15 protein-coding genes are annotated in these 15,637 nt (G+C 49.7%); 8 read left to right on the top strand and 7 right to left on the bottom strand.

From position 1 onward, the window contains the following. The first annotated feature begins 6 nt into the window (after positions 1–6). The 5 genes from ACYVJM_RS16780 (at position 7) to ACYVJM_RS16760 (ending at position 3,431) form a co-directional block, all read left to right on the top strand. Positions 7–315, top strand: coding sequence for a DUF3761 domain-containing protein (locus tag ACYVJM_RS16780; RefSeq protein WP_461149379.1), 309 nt, complete (start codon positions 7–9; stop codon positions 313–315). A gap of 118 nt (positions 316–433) precedes the next feature. Beyond that, positions 434–646, top strand: a complete 213-nt coding sequence (locus ACYVJM_RS16775) for a hypothetical protein (RefSeq protein ID WP_461149378.1) — start codon at positions 434–436, stop codon at positions 644–646. 1 nt (position 647) lies between these two features. Continuing rightward, entirely contained in the window at positions 648–1,046 is a 399-nt protein-coding gene (locus ACYVJM_RS16770) for a type II toxin-antitoxin system VapC family toxin (protein WP_461149377.1), read from the top strand. A gap of 242 nt (positions 1,047–1,288) precedes the next feature. Beyond that, complete coding sequence (locus tag ACYVJM_RS16765; protein ID WP_461149376.1) at positions 1,289–2,062, top strand: HNH endonuclease; 774 nt, start codon at positions 1,289–1,291, stop codon at positions 2,060–2,062. Between the two features lie 319 nt (positions 2,063–2,381). Further along, complete coding sequence (locus ACYVJM_RS16760) at positions 2,382–3,431, top strand: ribonucleotide-diphosphate reductase subunit beta (RefSeq protein WP_012929521.1); 1,050 nt, start codon at positions 2,382–2,384, stop codon at positions 3,429–3,431. An 85-nt stretch (positions 3,432–3,516) separates the two neighbouring features. Here ACYVJM_RS16760 and ACYVJM_RS16755 read toward each other — a convergent pair whose 3' ends face one another. The 3 genes from ACYVJM_RS16755 to ACYVJM_RS16745 all read right to left on the bottom strand — a co-directional run bounded on the left by ACYVJM_RS16755 (position 3,517) and on the right by ACYVJM_RS16745 (position 6,090). Further along, a complete protein-coding gene (locus tag ACYVJM_RS16755; protein ID WP_461149375.1) occupies positions 3,517–4,464 on the bottom strand; it encodes a glycosyltransferase family 2 protein in 948 nt (315 codons plus the stop codon). A 101-nt stretch (positions 4,465–4,565) separates the two neighbouring features. After that, positions 4,566–5,021 carry a regulatory protein RecX gene (locus ACYVJM_RS16750; protein WP_461149374.1) on the bottom strand — a complete coding sequence of 152 codons (456 nt, stop codon included), beginning with the start codon at positions 5,019–5,021 and terminating at the stop codon, positions 4,566–4,568. Positions 5,022–5,088: 67 nt separating this feature from the next. Then, on the bottom strand, positions 5,089–6,090 hold the full coding sequence (locus tag ACYVJM_RS16745; protein ID WP_461149373.1) for a nucleoside hydrolase: 1,002 nt from the start codon (positions 6,088–6,090) through the stop codon (positions 5,089–5,091). A 104-nt stretch (positions 6,091–6,194) separates the two neighbouring features. Between ACYVJM_RS16745 and ACYVJM_RS16740 the strand changes: the two genes are divergently transcribed. After that, positions 6,195–7,367: a glutathionylspermidine synthase family protein gene (locus tag ACYVJM_RS16740; RefSeq protein WP_461149372.1), complete on the top strand. Its 1,173-nt coding sequence runs from the start codon at positions 6,195–6,197 to the stop codon at positions 7,365–7,367. Between the two features lie 74 nt (positions 7,368–7,441). Beyond that, a complete protein-coding gene (locus tag ACYVJM_RS16735) occupies positions 7,442–7,789 on the top strand; it encodes a DoxX family protein (RefSeq protein WP_461149371.1) in 348 nt (115 codons plus the stop codon). 36 nt (positions 7,790–7,825) lie between these two features. On the opposite strand, the gene ACYVJM_RS16730 is transcribed toward ACYVJM_RS16735, so the two are convergent. After that, the gene (locus tag ACYVJM_RS16730; RefSeq protein WP_461149588.1) at positions 7,826–9,625 is read right to left on the bottom strand and encodes a glycoside hydrolase family 9 protein; all 1,800 of its coding nucleotides are present in this window, start codon (positions 9,623–9,625) and stop codon (positions 7,826–7,828) included. Positions 9,626–10,212: 587 nt separating this feature from the next. Here ACYVJM_RS16730 and ACYVJM_RS16725 point away from each other — a divergent pair. Then, positions 10,213–10,905 carry a TetR/AcrR family transcriptional regulator gene (locus tag ACYVJM_RS16725; protein WP_461149370.1) on the top strand — a complete coding sequence of 231 codons (693 nt, stop codon included), beginning with the start codon at positions 10,213–10,215 and terminating at the stop codon, positions 10,903–10,905. 248 nt (positions 10,906–11,153) lie between these two features. Here the strand turns inward: ACYVJM_RS16725 and ACYVJM_RS16720 are convergent, their stop codons facing one another. From ACYVJM_RS16720 to lpdA, 3 genes are all read right to left on the bottom strand, one after another. After that, a complete protein-coding gene (locus ACYVJM_RS16720; RefSeq protein ID WP_461149369.1) occupies positions 11,154–12,509 on the bottom strand; it encodes a vanadium-dependent haloperoxidase in 1,356 nt (451 codons plus the stop codon). A gap of 183 nt (positions 12,510–12,692) precedes the next feature. Continuing rightward, positions 12,693–14,057, bottom strand: coding sequence for a M28 family peptidase (locus ACYVJM_RS16715; protein ID WP_461149368.1), 1,365 nt, complete (start codon positions 14,055–14,057; stop codon positions 12,693–12,695). Positions 14,058–14,149: 92 nt separating this feature from the next. After that, positions 14,150–15,580 (bottom strand): dihydrolipoyl dehydrogenase, encoded by a 1,431-nt coding sequence (gene lpdA, locus ACYVJM_RS16710; protein ID WP_461149587.1) that lies wholly within the window; start codon positions 15,578–15,580, stop codon positions 14,150–14,152. Positions 15,581–15,637 lie beyond the last annotated feature (57 nt).

Genomic DNA, 15,637 nt, shown 5'->3' with positions numbered 1-15,637 from the left:
AAGTCTGTGCGCCCCTATCTGCTCCTCACAGTTATTTTCTTAATCAATGCGGTTTCGTGGATCGCCGAAGCCCAAACCCCGGCCTATCGTTCGCGAATCCCGGTTCGGCATCATCGTACCCATCGACCGACTCGCCCGGCAGCCGGTTCGGTTGACTACTACACCAATAGCGCAGGCAACCGGGTTCAATCGCCGACCTTCTACACAGCTCCCCCGGCGGGTGCTACAGCCGAGTGTCGGGATGGCACTTACAGTTTCAGCCAGTCAAGGCGCGGTACCTGCTCGCACCATGGCGGGGTGAAACGCTGGTTTTGAGACAAAGTACTCGTCAATGACGTTATATAGGAAGCCTCATTCAATAGCGAACGAGCCGTCGGGCACAGGAACACAACTCACTCTGTATTTACTATATTTACTAAAAAACGCAGTACCTATGCTAACCGCTATTCAAGGAACTTACGACAACGGTCAGATTATTTGGGACGAGGTTCCGCCCGTTCAAAAACCAACCAAAGTGATTGTGACGTTTTTAGAGGAGAAACCTGATGCTATTAAAAAAAAGCGTAAAGCAGGTTCTCTAGAGGGTCGCGGTTCTATCCCTGCCAATTTCAACGAGCCGCTTACTGATCTAAGCGATTATATGTAAGATGAGATTACTGATCGATACGCAAATTTTTATTTGGTTTCAGTTAAACGATCCCCAATTACCAAAGTCAATCAGGCTACTTATCGAAGATCTGAAAAATGACGTATTCGTAAGCCATCTAAGCTTCATGGAGGTTATTATCAAACAGGTAGTCAATCGATTACCTACGTTCACAATTCAGACCGAAGAACTTATTGAAAAGGCTGAAACCGATGGGTTTATAATACTCCCTACTTCACTTGCTCATATTTCAGCTTATAAACGAATTCCATTCTTCGACGATCACCGAGACCCCTTTGACAGATTACTTCTGGCTACAGCTTTAGCCGAACAAATGTCCCTCATATCCGCTGATGAAAAGTTTAGCCGCTATCAGGACCTAGTGGATATCATCTGGTAAATACGTCTACTCACAACTCACTATTAGGGGCACCTGCCCGCATCATAACGGGGTGAAACGCTGGCTCTGAGACGAAGCCTGTACAGAAGTAGTTGTATAAAAATAAACGCTCCTTTTTCGGAACGACGATTTGATAGAGCCTAAATAATGAAAAGCTACCGGCAAAACCAGATGTAGTACTCGCTAAGAACAAAACCAATATTTTCGGGCATGGGGTACTTTAACAACCTATAAAATGACGTATGGCACGAACCGATTTATGGACTAGAGAGGAAACCATTCTTGCATTCAATCTTTATTTCAAAATTCCATACGGCACTATCCACGGAGGAAACCCTAAAGTGCGTGAACTGGCTGAACTTATAGGACGGTCTAAAGGGTCTGTGGGACGAAAAATGCAGAATCTCGCGAGTTTTGACCCAGTTCAGCAGACTCGTGGCATCAAAGGATTATCGCACGCCAGTAAACTTGATGCAGAAATTTTTAAAGAGTTTGTCAGCAATTGGGCTGAACTCGCCTATGAAAGCGAAAAAATTCTGGCTGAAAAGCGTCACATTCCCCTTGAAGAGAAGGTAGAAAGTGATGAACACGAGTGGCAAAATAGAAGTGGTAAGGATGTGGTTCGTTCCGTCAAAACGAGAGTGGGTCAAAACTTCTTTAGGAGTGCCGTCCTGAATAATTTTGACTCAAAATGTGCGATTTCTGGTATCAATATCCCCGAGATGCTCAGGGCCAGTCACATTGTGCCCTGGTCGAAAGATGAACGAACACGTGTAAACCCTGAAAATGGCTTATGCTTGTCCTCCTTATATGATGACGCTTTTGACAGAGGTTTTATTGGGGTAAGTACCGATTATAAAGTTATCCTGGCTGAAAAGTTAAAGAGACGTAGTAAAGAGCCATATTTTCAGGAGCACTTTGGCAAGATTGACAATATCGCTATCAGATATCCAAGCAAATTTTTTCCGCGCAAAGAGTTTCTGGAATATCATTTGGATCAGATTTTCGATAAATGACTTACAGCACTCAGGCCAATCAACTTACGTTATTACGAAACCTTTTCAGCCCTAAATTAACAAAAGGCAGAAACAGTTTTCCTCTCTCTTCGTAACACTGAACTATTTCAAGAACTTCCTCATACTCCAAAAAGCCTATCTTCTGATTACCAGAACATTACACAATCTTATCATTTGTCTCTTCCTGAGTATATGACTCATTCAGCTTGCAGAAGCGGGCAGAAAGCCTAATTTTGTTAATCCGATTTTCATCGCTTAGAGCGACGCTCAGCCCATTCGCCCGGTTGAACATTTACATAAAACAACGCATTCCAGATACATGGTACAGACTGACGTAATTGAACCGATTTTAGAAGAAGACAAAGGCCGCTTTGTACTGTTCCCCATCAAACACTGGGACATTTGGGAATACTATAAAACCCACGAAGCCTCGTTCTGGACCGCCGAGGAAATCGACCTCGGCCAAGACATGAAAGACTGGAACAGCCTCAACGACGGCGAACGCCACTTCATCTCGCACGTGCTGGCGTTCTTCGCTGCGTCGGATGGGATTGTCAATGAAAACCTGGCCGTCAACTTCCTCTCGGAGGTACAGTATGCCGAGGCTAAATGCTTCTACGGATTTCAGGTGATGATGGAGAATATCCACTCCGAAACCTACTCCCTGCTCATTGACACCTATATTAAAGATCCCGTTGAGAAAGACCGGCTGCTGAACGCCATCGACACCATCCCCTGCGTACAGAAAAAAGCCGAATGGGCCTTGCGCTGGATCGATAACGGTTCGTTTGCCGAGCGGCTGATTGCGTTTGCCGTGGTCGAAGGTATCTTCTTCTCAGGTTCGTTCTGCTCCATTTACTGGCTCAAGAAGCGGGGTATGATGCCTGGCCTCACATTCTCGAACGAGCTGATCTCCCGCGACGAAGGTTTGCACCGCGATTTCGCCTGCATGCTGTATACGGACCACATCGTCAACAAGCTGCCTGAGTCGCAGATTTACGACATTATCCGGAATGCCGTTGAGATTGAGCAGGAGTTCGTAGCCGATGCGCTGCCTGTATCGCTCATCGGAATGAACGCCGAGTTGATGAAGCAGTACATTGCCTTCGTGGCCGATCACCTGCTGGTGACGCTCGGTCTGCGAAAAATGTACAACGTAGCCAATCCGTTCGATTTTATGGATATGATCTCGTTACAAGGCAAAACCAACTTCTTCGAGAAGCGGGTTGGTGAGTACCAGCGTGGCGAGGTGATGTCGAAATTCAAAGCGATGAAAGCCGCTTCGTTACAGCCTCAGGACGCCGAGAACCCGGCCCCTGTTGCCGTTGCCGAAGAACCGAAAGGCATTACGTTCGACGCTGACTTTTAATTGTCTGACGACTTATTCCCTGATAAAACAAACGCCATATCTTGAGGATATGGCGTTTGTTTTATCAGGAAGTCCATTTCCTTCGCTAGTTGATTACCTGACGGTAACGCAAACTCTCCCGCATGGGGCTGCCCCGCCCAATAAACCAGGCCAGACGCCCATAAATAGGATCCCGGCGAAACTTCCGCCCATTCTTGATGACGTAGTAAGCTCTGAACAATGCCCGTTCGGGCCAGGTATGGTACTTTCGGAAGTAATGAAAGAGAGAGATGTAGTACTCTTTCTCGATGTCATAGTTGCGGGTTGTGCTTTGCCCGGTAAAATGTACGTATTCCGCCTGCGGCACCAGATACGATTTGTAGCCTTTCAGCAGCAGCCGCTTGGCAAGGTCCTCTTCTTCGACATAGAGAAAATGAGATACGTCGAAGCCACCGATCAGGTTGAAAGCCGATGCCCGGACGAAAAGCGTGCTGCCCATCACAAACGGCACTTGTAAAGGCTCGGTATATACCTGCCGGACGGAGGGGTACAGGGCCGGATTAAGCGACCGAACAAACCCGTGGCCGAGAATTTTACTGCCCAGCGTGGGCAAATAGCCAAAGGTCACCTGCCGGGAGCCGTCGCCGGCAAACATCTGCGCGCCACATAGACCCGCATCGGGTGTACTGTCCATAAACGCAGCTAACTGCGTACATACGTCGGTTCGCAGTACGCAATCGTTGTTCAGGAAATAATAATAATCGGCTGTAGGGTCGGCCAGTTGTACACCCAGCATATTCCCGCCCGAGAAGCCCAGGTTAATACGACTCCGAATCAGTTGAATGCGCGGGCCGGTAGACGGGGCTCGGCTCACGATGGGCAATAATGCGTCATAATCCGTGGCGACCGAGTTATTATCGACAATGACAATCTCATAGTCAACGCCACCACTGGCTACGGGTGCGGTCTTTTCAATAATCGAATCGACGCAGTCGTACGTAAATTGATGCGAGTTGTAATTGATCAGAACAATAGAGACTTTTCGCGACTTCATACCCGCAAAGAACCGGCAATTGTTGGGGGAAAACAACTGTAGGACAGTGGGCCAATCACGTTATTCGCAGCCTTAAAACGCGGTCTCCCGGTCATCCTGCGCTATTCGTCGCCCAATACAGAAAAGATCAGCTCCGATTCGTAACCTTTGCTGAGTGCATAGCGCACCAGCTTTTGTTTAATAACCAACGGGTTATCGTCGCGCAGACTTTGCCGTTTTTTGGCCAGCAAATCCGAGAGTGTGCCCCGGTAGTCGTCGGGAGCGATTTCCTTCATGGCCTGGTCAAGGTTGTAGCCTGTAATACCCCGCTGCTGCAGGTGCTGCTTTATTTTTCGCTTTCCCCAGCCTTTCACCCGGAATTTCCCCCCCGCAAAAGACTTTGCAAAGCGCTCCTCATTCAGGTAGTTCTGCTGGATCAATTCGGCAATTACCTCTTCGGCATCGTCGCCCCAGATGCCCCACTCCTTCAGGCGGTCGCGGACTTCCTGCTGCGTACGTTCCTGATACGCGCAAAACATGGCGGCCTTGCGAAGCGCATCCTTTACTGATTCTGTCATATAGAAAGATAACACGCACAGCGCCGAAATTGCTCACCGCAACCCACTCGACCGCCTGTTTTTTGCGTCAATGTTTTACCGGCTGATGCTGCATCAACTCATTGATCAGCGTTTCGACCTCAGAGATGGGCCGGCTTACGACCAGGTATTCATGCCCTTTCCCGGCATCGTTCCAGCCATTGGACCCGTCGGCGTTCATCGTCAGCCGACCCGATTTAACGGTATAATACGGTGCATAGCCCTTTACCCCAACCAAAACAGCGGTCTGGTCCCAGCTCATCCGACCATTTTTGTCCTCGGCGGCTTTGGGCAGCGAGATTCGAAAAACATCTTTTACCGGACTGTTCCGGATACGGGCGTTTTGCGTAAGTGGCAAACCGGAGTGGATCTTCTCGCCTATTTCGAACCCACTCATGAGAATCGGCGTGGGCCAGTTCGCAAAAACGGTCTTCGACGAAGCCACATCCCGATGGACGTTGTACTCCCGACCACTCGGGAATTTGCCTGCCATGCTCACCAGCTTCTTTACTTTTTTTGTCACGAGTTCTTTGCCCGATAGGCTGGAGTACTGATCGGGAGAAGAGTTGAGCAGATTGGCCAGATTGGTCAGAAAACCAACCGTAATGATGGTAACACTTTGGTCGGGTTGTTTGGCCAGCAGTTGACGGTATAACGCCACGGCATCCGGCACCTCGCTGTTCGACTTGACCTTGTGCGGGTAACGCGCCACCAGCGTATCGGACCAGTGCTGCGTGTCTTTATCACCCACGGCTTCTCCTTTTGGGACGCCAATGGGTATGTATGGGCGGTTAAAATACGTGTTCAGTACGCTCAGCACCGGGGTCACATTCGGGTAGTTGGTGCTGGCAATGGTGGCCAGAATGCGCGCCTGGCCCGCATCGGCATAGGCATGAAGCATGGTAATGGCCCCAACATCGTCGTAGTCCGGCCCCATGTCGGTGTCGAAAATGACCGAAACCGGCTGGCTTTTCGGGGCCGATTGTCCATACGATGAACCGGCTGTCAGAGCCAGCAACACACTGGCAAAAAATAAATAGGGTCGAATCATCAGGTTAAACGAGATTTGCGGGCCGGTTCATGACCAACTACCGGCCTGTGGAGTTACAAATAGATTGATACGTGTCGTAATTCACCAGTTAAAGGACTCTTGCTATGATCTCTCTTAAATCACTACCTACATCTCCGGACGCCCAGTTACGAAATCTTGGCTGGGACTGGATGCTTGGCCAGGATACACTGCCTTATCTGTCCAATGAAGTTGTAACCATAAAGTCTCCCGAAGCAGATGCCTACTATGAAGCGGCCAATGAATTATTTGAGATGTTCATAGCCGCCGGACAGCAGATCATCGACGAGAATCGATTTGCCGAAGCGGGCATTCCCGACAACCTGATCGACCTGATAAAACTGTCCTGGAACGACGATCGCCATATTCACCTCTACGGCCGCTTTGATCTGGCCGGGGGCATTAACGGGCAACCTATCAAGCTAATCGAGTTCAACGCCGACACTGCCACCTGCTTACCCGAAACCGCCGTTGTTCAATATGCACACCTGCGCGCCAACGGACTCGACGACAGCCAGCAGTTCAACGCAGTCTTTGAGACCTTAACGGGCCAGTTTGAAGAACTGCTGGCCGTAAACCCCGACTTGCAGCCAACGCTGCTGCTCTCGGCCATGCGGGGCTTTCCCGAAGACGACGCCAACGTAGCCTTACTGGGCGAAGCGGCCCGGGAAGCGGGGTATGATATCGAATTCGATTTTGTCGATAACGTTGATTTTTCGGCTGAAGAGGGCATTTTCTGGCAAAACCCGAAAAACGGCGAGTTCGAAAAGCTTGACTTCTGGTTTAAGCTCGTGCCCTGGGAATCCATCGCCGAAGATGAACCCGAACTGGTCCAGATTCTGACCGAGATAGTGCGCAAGCGACTGGCCGTTGTGCTGAACCCGGCCTATACGCTGCTGTTTCAGTCCAAGTACATCCTGAAAGTCTTGTGGGAGCTTTATCCCAATCATCCCCTTCTGCTCGAAACCGACACAAAACCACTGGCCGGAAAACCCTGCGTTGAGAAAGTATTGTTTGGGCGGGAAGGTGCCAACACCCGTATTCTAAATCCGGACGGCAGCGAGCGCCAGACTACCGAGGGCGACTATGGCGACTACCCTAAAATCTATCAGGAATACGTCGATTTCCCGAAAGACTCGGCAGGAAATTCGTATCAGGCCGGTGTTTTTTACGCGGGCGAAGGCTGCGGCCTGGGTTTCCGGCGCGGGGGGCTCATTCTGGATAACACGGCCGGTTTTGTAGGGCATGTTGTTGAGTAACGCGTCAAAGTCAAGTTTATCGACTAGCTTAGTACGGCTCTGGCGAGGTTGCCAGAGCCGCTATCTAAACACGCATGTCGAATTTAAGTCTTTACATTCAGGCCGTTGTCTATATCGCTGCCGGGCTGAACCATTTTATCAGTCCAAAAACCTATCTGGCTATCATGCCGCCCTACATTCCGGCGCATAACTTGATGGTTATTCTAAGTGGTATTGCCGAAGTTCTGCTGGGCGTTGGCCTGCTTTTTCCAGCTACCCGATCGCTGTCTGCCTGGGGGCTCATTCTACTGCTGATCGCTATCTTTCCGGCGAATGTTCACATGGCTATTTCCAGTCGATTTGCCAAACTTCCCGCCTGGCTCCGTTGGGGCCGGTTGCCACTCCAGGGGCTGCTAATCTGGTGGGCTTATCAGTATACGTAAGGATCGAACATGAAGCATCGGCCGGAGAAGTGGGCACTACAACTTTGTCTGTAACGCTTCGATAGCTGCCGCCAGATACACGAGTGGCGCATTCCAGTTAATGGCGATTTCGTTGGAGGCATACGAACAGGAATCATCCAGAAACGTTTCGTCGGCCGAGGTAGCGGTGTAACCGGGACATTTATCCTGCTTCGGTGCATTCCCATTTGGTCCGCCCGATAACAGGCCCGGTACGGGTTCGTCGATACCATCGGCTACGGAGGGGCGGTGGTGCGGCTTCATCACCGATTTGTCGCCAAACCCCGTCAGGAATGAATAGCCCGTTGCATTGCGGCCCAGCAGATAGTCGAGGTTGGTCAGGGCAAAGCGCAGATAACGGCCATCTTTGGTGAGGTTATACGCCTGAATGAGTGCAATACCTTGGTTAGCCGCAACGGAACTACTCCCCCAACTATAATCCCGCGCCGATTTACCCATTACCGTACCATACGCCTGCTGGTCTGTTCCCTGAATAAGGTCATCGGCAAAGGCAACTAGTTGCTTTTTCACCGATGCGTTTCCCTGCTTGCCAAGTGGCGTAAGTTCATTCGAAAAGCGGGCGAGTGTGTAATAACCCAGCAAACGGACCTGGTTCCAGGAGGGCAAACTCAGTTTCTCGTCGGATTTGAGCTTTGCTGCCGTATAATAAGCATCATCTTTTGTCGTCACATACAGTTCAAGGGCGGCCCAAACCCACTCATCGCTCGCATCGCGATCTTCATAACTCCCCGTTACCACATCGGGGTCGAACTGCGTATTCATCTCGTTCTGACGATAAACGGCATTGGGGTTTTGCTCAGCCCACTTCCAGGCCTTCACAGCCGCCGTCCGACAGGAGTCCGACAAGCCGGGCAATGCTTTGTTGTACTGTTTAAACACCCGGCTGGCCTGCGCCAGTACGGCAGCGAAATCTAGCGTGGCGGTAATACTTTTCTGGATAACGTAGCGGTCTTTCACCGCTTTATCCGGCATGACCATGCCATCGAAACTTGGGTTCGACAGTTTATGGTAGACGCCCCCATCGGCCGGGTCCTGCATGGTCAGCATCCAGCGCAGGTTCCAGAGCACTTCGTCCAGCAGATCGGGAACAGCATTACCCGTTTCCGGAATGTTGGTATCGAACGATTTAAAGTAACCAGGAAAATCTTCGTACGAAGAAAGTAGCGTACCCACCGTAATGCCCGAATTCACAATGTATTTGTTGTAATCTCCCGCATCATACCAGCCCCTAGGCGATGAAATAGCCGTGCCTGCCGGACGCCCCGGCGAAGCCGCTGAGGGGTGAATCAACACCCGTGTATCCGGATGACCGGCCGGGCGAGCCCATTTACCGGCATACTTTTTGGGTAAGTCGGTAGACACCCGCTGGTAATAAAACCCCTTCAGAGCGCCAATGGCTGCGGCCCGGTGTACATCCGGCCGAATCTCGATCGGATACGAGTGTCCCAGACCTGGTACGACAATTAGGTATGTCCCCTTCTGTTTAAAGGGCGAAAAATCGGCGAACTGGCTTGTCTTGCCTGAGATCTGATTTTTTTTAGGTTCACTCAATGTACCCGTAAACACAACTTTTTTCTGATCGGGCGATGTAATCTGAAAAGTTTTGACTGTTGTAGACGCGTCTTTTTCATTGACCACCACGGCTATTTTAGTTGCCTGCGGATAAAATCCTACTTGATTAAGCCGGATGCTTGTTGTTAATGATTGACCATTGGCAAGTTTAGCGCCTGACAGAACCAGTATTATCAAATAAACGCGCACTCGTTTTATAAAAGAAAGTTGTACGAATAAATACATAGCAATAATTGACAGATATTTCATAATACGGAGCTGCTTGTATGGCTATTTTACTCATTCACTTTTCCTTTAAATTACCTCAATTGTCAATTTTTAACTACATATAGATTTTTATATAACACAAACAGTGGAGGCCAAACCACTTTACAGCTTCATTCTCCTTTTTCGCTGAGCGATAATCGATGAAGGCACAATTACTTATAATTTATCAATGTACATGATTATAGACAAAAAATTTACAGATTAGAATAATACACTAAATTTTCGGCAAACGATTTGTGGATACCTAATAGTATTTACGAATTGACCAATAAATTACTATTTACATCTCATATAGCAATTCAATTAAACATTTGTTCATAAATAATAGAATTAAATTAATTAAAAATGAAATACAGTTGAAAGATAAATAGTAGGCAAAAAGTTACTTCTTATAAAATTGACTCTTGAAACTTAGGATAGTTGTGCATTACGTGTACGAATTGACACTTGTATAAAACCTGATTTTGTAGAAATAGTGACCTCAAGTGACTTTTCTTAACACCATTAGTCCAAGGGGTGACATCTACTTGAATTACTGACTTATTATGAATGCAATCATCATGGACAAGGATGAAAAAATCAGGCGGAACCGCGCAAAGACCACCCAGCGTATTGTTGAAGCTCTGGAAGAAGTTATAGCCGAACGTGGTATCGAAGGCGTAGGCGTGAACCGAGTTGCGGAGAAAGCAAATGTTAGTAAAGTACTTATATACAGGTATTTTGGTGGCATGGAAGGCCTGTTCGAATACTATGTGAAGATGGGGAAGTTGTTCCCGATATTCTCCCCCTCCGTCTTAGATCAGATTCGCCCGTTACACGAATCGGATATTGCCCGAATCTGGTATCGGCAGGTAATCCAAACCTATCGGTATTTCCGTACGTTCAAAGCCGCCCGCGAAGTACTTAAAGCAAGTGTTATCGAGAACGACCCTATTGCCGAAACAACAGCCCGTGCACAGGATGAGGAAATGACACGACTGGTTAGCCAGCTCTCTTTCGTAAAGGGTGCAGATACTCAGGCCATTTCGGCGATTATCCTTGGCGCTATGACGTATCTGACCATCATGGCGCAAAACGACCGTACCATGATTAGCATTGACCTACGGAGCGAAGCAGGTTGGAACCGCATCGAAAACGCGGTCAAATCCATCTATATCTCGTTGAACAAGATGGCGATTCATACTAAAGATGTAGAACTTGAACTTCAGTCTTCTCACTTCCCTGTAGCTCAATGGTAACAAAAAAATAGAGCCGTTTACAGCAGAGATTCAGCTGTCGAAGTCAACATTGAACCTGTTTGTAAACGGCTTATTTTTACCTCAGTTGACCGGTCTTCAGTGGTGGCCTAACCCCCAACGCCATTCAGAACGGCCAGTAGCATCTCTCCCCCTCCCGTAGCAAACCCTATCAGCGGCTTCGGCCAGTATACCAACAAGCGGCACTTCGTTGTCACAAGGATAAGCGGGTACGTCGGTAAACCGGTAAACTAGCGTTGCGCTACTGCCGATTTGCGGGTATGAATTTTTTCGACGATCCATTTACCTACTTTTTCGCCTTCTACCTGTCCATTCACCAGCGCCGACCGATAGTGGATGCCGCCATACAACCGGCTGATCGACGCTTCGTCGGCAGCAGCCCGGATGGAGGAGAACGACCGTACACCATGGCCATACGGAAACTCGGTCGAATCAGTGAAAGCGACGTTATCACCCATGAGGTTTGTCAGTACGGTGGCGGCAGCCGTCGAGATTACACTGTGTCCGCTTGGATACTCCGGGAAGGGAGGTGTTTGCAGGAAAGGCGTCCACTTAGGGTCCATTGACTTATTGATGACTGTTTCGGGCCGAACCGTTTTGCTGCGATACTTCTCGTCCCAGCACGAAATAAAGCCATCGCTCAACGCAAAGGACGTGAGCGCATAAGCTTCGACCGTTTGCATCAGGCCCAGTTTCTTCTTGCGGGCAACGGTTTGGGCAATTGCCAGCCAGTGTCCGCCGGGCGTCATTTTCTTGCTGGCATACATTACGTGCCCGGCTACGTTCATGACAAATGCATTATCATCCCAGAAATAAGCGATATCCTGCTTTTGTCTATCCAGATTTTTACCGATCTGATAAACCTCATCCAGTTCTTTGGCATAAGGACTGCCCTTGGTAAGGTTGTAGGGGAACGGACGGGGGGGCATAAACTGGTTGCAGGTATCCATACCCCAGCAGCGGAGTTTGTTCCACTGCGGCTCGGCCGCGTCCATATACGCTGGCGGAGTTGGCACCCAGGACCCTTCTTCATTCGTAACCGTATGCTTGAAGCCGCGGGTTTGCTTGTAGCTGTCTTTAGCCGCGTAATCCAGAACATGCTTGGCAACGGCCTCTCCATACGCCAGCGAGCGGTCATAAACCTCATCTGGAACACCATCTTTCTTGTACTGTTCGTAAAAAGGCTTCTCGAATGTATCGTAAAAATCGACTGAGAAAGTCAGCGCGCGGGCAACGGTCAGGAAAGCACGGGCACTGGCTAGCGGGAAGCAGTACTCCTTACCCGGTTCCGGTTTTGGCCCACTCTGAAATCGCTTCAATTTACCCCCCAGCGATTCGTACTGACTATCAAAGGGTACCAGCGCTTCGTACCCAGCCAGGTTGGCGTATGAATAAATACGACTGGCAACGGGGGGAGAAAAAATGTCGTGGATAACGACCTCTGTCAATTTGTTCAACGCCGAATTATAGTATTCGGGATTGGCAGCCTTTGCGTTATACTCAGCCGGGGTAGCGGGCTTCTGACAAGCGGTCAACCCGACCAGCAGAACTGCCAGTAGATAACCAAAGCGAAGCGAAAAGTTCATACGATTAAATAACAAGTTGGCGTATTAAGCAATGGCAAAATTAGTTGCTTAGAATTTACAAAATTAACGGAAAATATCAGACAAAAGAAAGATTATTATCAGCTTCTAAAATACCCGGGAAAGCTCAGGCTATGTTTTGCAGGAACAGCATAAATAACCAGAACTTTCCCGAAAAACTACCTGCTACAGCCCGTATTGGTCCAGTAGATATACCAAAGCCGCCATAGAAGCCGCACCGAGTTCAAGCTCCCGCTGGCTCACCGTTTCAAATTTATCGACGGTGGTATGGTGGTAATCAAAATACCGCTGCGAATCCGGTTTGAAGCCGAACAGCACCGTACCAGACTGAGCCAGCGGGCCAATGTCGGCTCCTCCCCCACCCGCGCCAATTTCCAACAGGCCATAAGGAGCCAGCAGCGGTTTCCAGGGCATTACTTTAGCCCGTTGGTCGGGCGTACCCACAATACCGAAACCGCGTGGGGTGAATCCACCATTGTCCGATTCAACGGCGGCAATGTGTTTCTCGTTATTCTTTTTGGCCAGGTCAGCATATTGAACACCCCCACGAAGTCCATTTTCTTCGTTCATGAACATCACCGCCCGGATCGTCCGCTTTGGCTTGATACCCAGCGCCTTCATGATTCGTAATACTTCAATTGACTGCACACAACCCGCCCCGTCGTCGTGCGCCCCTTCGGCCAGATCCCAGGAATCGAGGTGACCGCCAACAACGATGATCTCCTCCGGTTTCTCACTGCCTTTGATCTCGCCAACTACGTTATATGACTTGGCATCGGGCAAGGTTTCGCAGTTCTGTTTGAAATAGAAAGTCAGGTTTGGGTTCTCGGCCAGCGACTTGCTCAACAGATCGGCCGCATTGGTACTAATAGCCGCCGTAGGAATCAGGGGAACGCCCGTTCCATAACGCATACCGCCCACGTGCGGATTGTCGTCGTGTACGTTAGTCATCGACCGAACAATGGCACCAACAGCACCCAGCTTGGCAGCTTCGGTAGCGCCATTGGCCCGTTGGTCGACAGCCCCGCCATAGGCTTCAAACGTGTTAATCTTAGTAGGGTCCATCGGGCGGTTATAAAAGACAATTTTGCCTTTCACTTTATCCGGTCCCAGTGCTCGTAACTCTGGAAAGCTTTTCACTTCGATCACACCCGCTTCAACGCCTTTCGGACCCGTAGCTACAGAACCGCCCAGAGCTGCGATCGGCACCGTCACCTTCTGTTTCCCATTTTGAATATAGGCTACCTCTTTAGCCCCGCGCACCCAATGGGGCACCAGTACATCCTGTAAAAACACCCGATCAAAGCCTTCTTTCTCCATCACCTGCTTCGTCCAGTCGACGGCTTTTTGAGCGCCGGCGGAGCCGCTCAGGCGCGGACCGATCTGCTTGGTCAGGTAGCGCAGCCAGTCGTAGGATTTGCCATTGGCCAGGGCTTCGTTGTAAATTTTTCGAATGGTTACAGAATCGGCGGTTTGGGCCTGGGCGTAGCCAACCAACAGGGTAAAGAGAAGAGTAATTGTTTTTTTCATGGCAGGCGGTTGTATTGGTTAAGAGGGCAATATACAGAAAAGCCCGGCTGCTTTTGAGCAACCGGGCTTGTGCATTTTTTATCGTAGGCACCTTACATGTTGATTGCCCGGTTGTCTGTAGCGGCCAGACAGGCTTCCTTGAACGCTTCGGTATAAGTCGGGTGGGCGTGCGACATGCGCGACACGTCTTCGGCCGATGCCCGGAACTCCATAGCGACAACGGCTTCGGCAATCATGTCGGCTGTGCGGGCACCAATCATGTGAACGCCCAGAATCTCGTCGGTATCCTTATGAGCCAGCACTTTCACCAGCCCGTCGACGTCCATACTCGCGCGGGCACGGCCCAGCGCCTTGAATGGGAACGAACCGACTTTATAGGGAATGCCTTCCTGCTTCACCTCTTCTTCGGTGTAGCCTACCGAAGCCACTTCCGGCCAGGTATATACCACACCCGGAATGAGTCGATAGTGAATGTGTGGCTTTTGACCAACAATGGTTTCGGCAATGAACGTACCTTCCTCTTCGGCTTTGTGGGCCAGCATGGCACCCCGAATTACGTCGCCCAGCGCATAGATGTGCGGAACGCTGGTGCGGAGGTGATTGTCTACTTCGAGTTTACCCCGAGCGTCGGTTTTCAGACCGGCCGCTTCCAGATTCAGCCCGTCGGTGTAGGGACGACGACCCACCGAAACCAGACAGTAATCGCCGGTAAGCGTGATCTGCTCGCCTTTGGGTGTATCGACACTTACAATGACTTCATCGCCGGTGTTCTCAACTTTGGTCACTTTATGGCTGAAGTAGAAATCGGCACCGAGTTTTTTGATCGCTTTCTGAAGTTCTTTGCCCATCGTTTTATCCATTGTAGGGATCATCGAATCGGCGAACTCCACGAACGACACTTTCGAACCCAGCCGGGCATATACCGAGCCTAACTCGGCACCAATTACGCCCGCTCCGATCACGATCATGTGTTTGGGGATCTCCTGAAGCGTGAGGGCTTCGGTGGAGGTGATCACCCGTTTTTTGTCGATTGGCATGGATGGAAACGACATCGGTTTCGATCCCGTGGCAATCACAATATTTTTTCCTTTGATGATCTGCTCAGACCCATCCTCTTTGGTAATTTTGATGGTATGCGGATCAACAAACGAACCGACGCCGTGCAGTTCGTCGATTTTATTTTTCTTCATCAGAAAGGTAATCCCTTTCGTCGTTTGGTCAACCACGCTGGCTTTGCGGGCAATCATCTGTGCCAGATCGACCTGTAGATCGGCCAGCTTGATACCGTGTTCGGCAAAGGTGTGTGCGGCATTGTAATAATGCTCCGACGAGTCGAGCAGCGCCTTGGATGGAATGCAGCCTACGTTCAGGCAGGTACCGCCCAGGGATGGGTATTTCTCGATAATGGCCGTTTTCAGTCCGAGTTGAGCGCAACGGATTGCACCTGTATAGCCCCCCGGCCCCGAACCAATCACAATAACATCGTATTCCATGAATGAGGTTGTTTTTTTGTGGCTTCTGATTTGACGTTTGTTCAATTGCCAGCGGAAAATCTACCCATCCGGCAGGCAACTGTAATC

The organism is Spirosoma pulveris (genome assembly GCF_054781875.1).
Note: the sequence above shows the minus strand (reverse complement) of the source record. Positions and strands in the feature narration are given on the sequence as shown.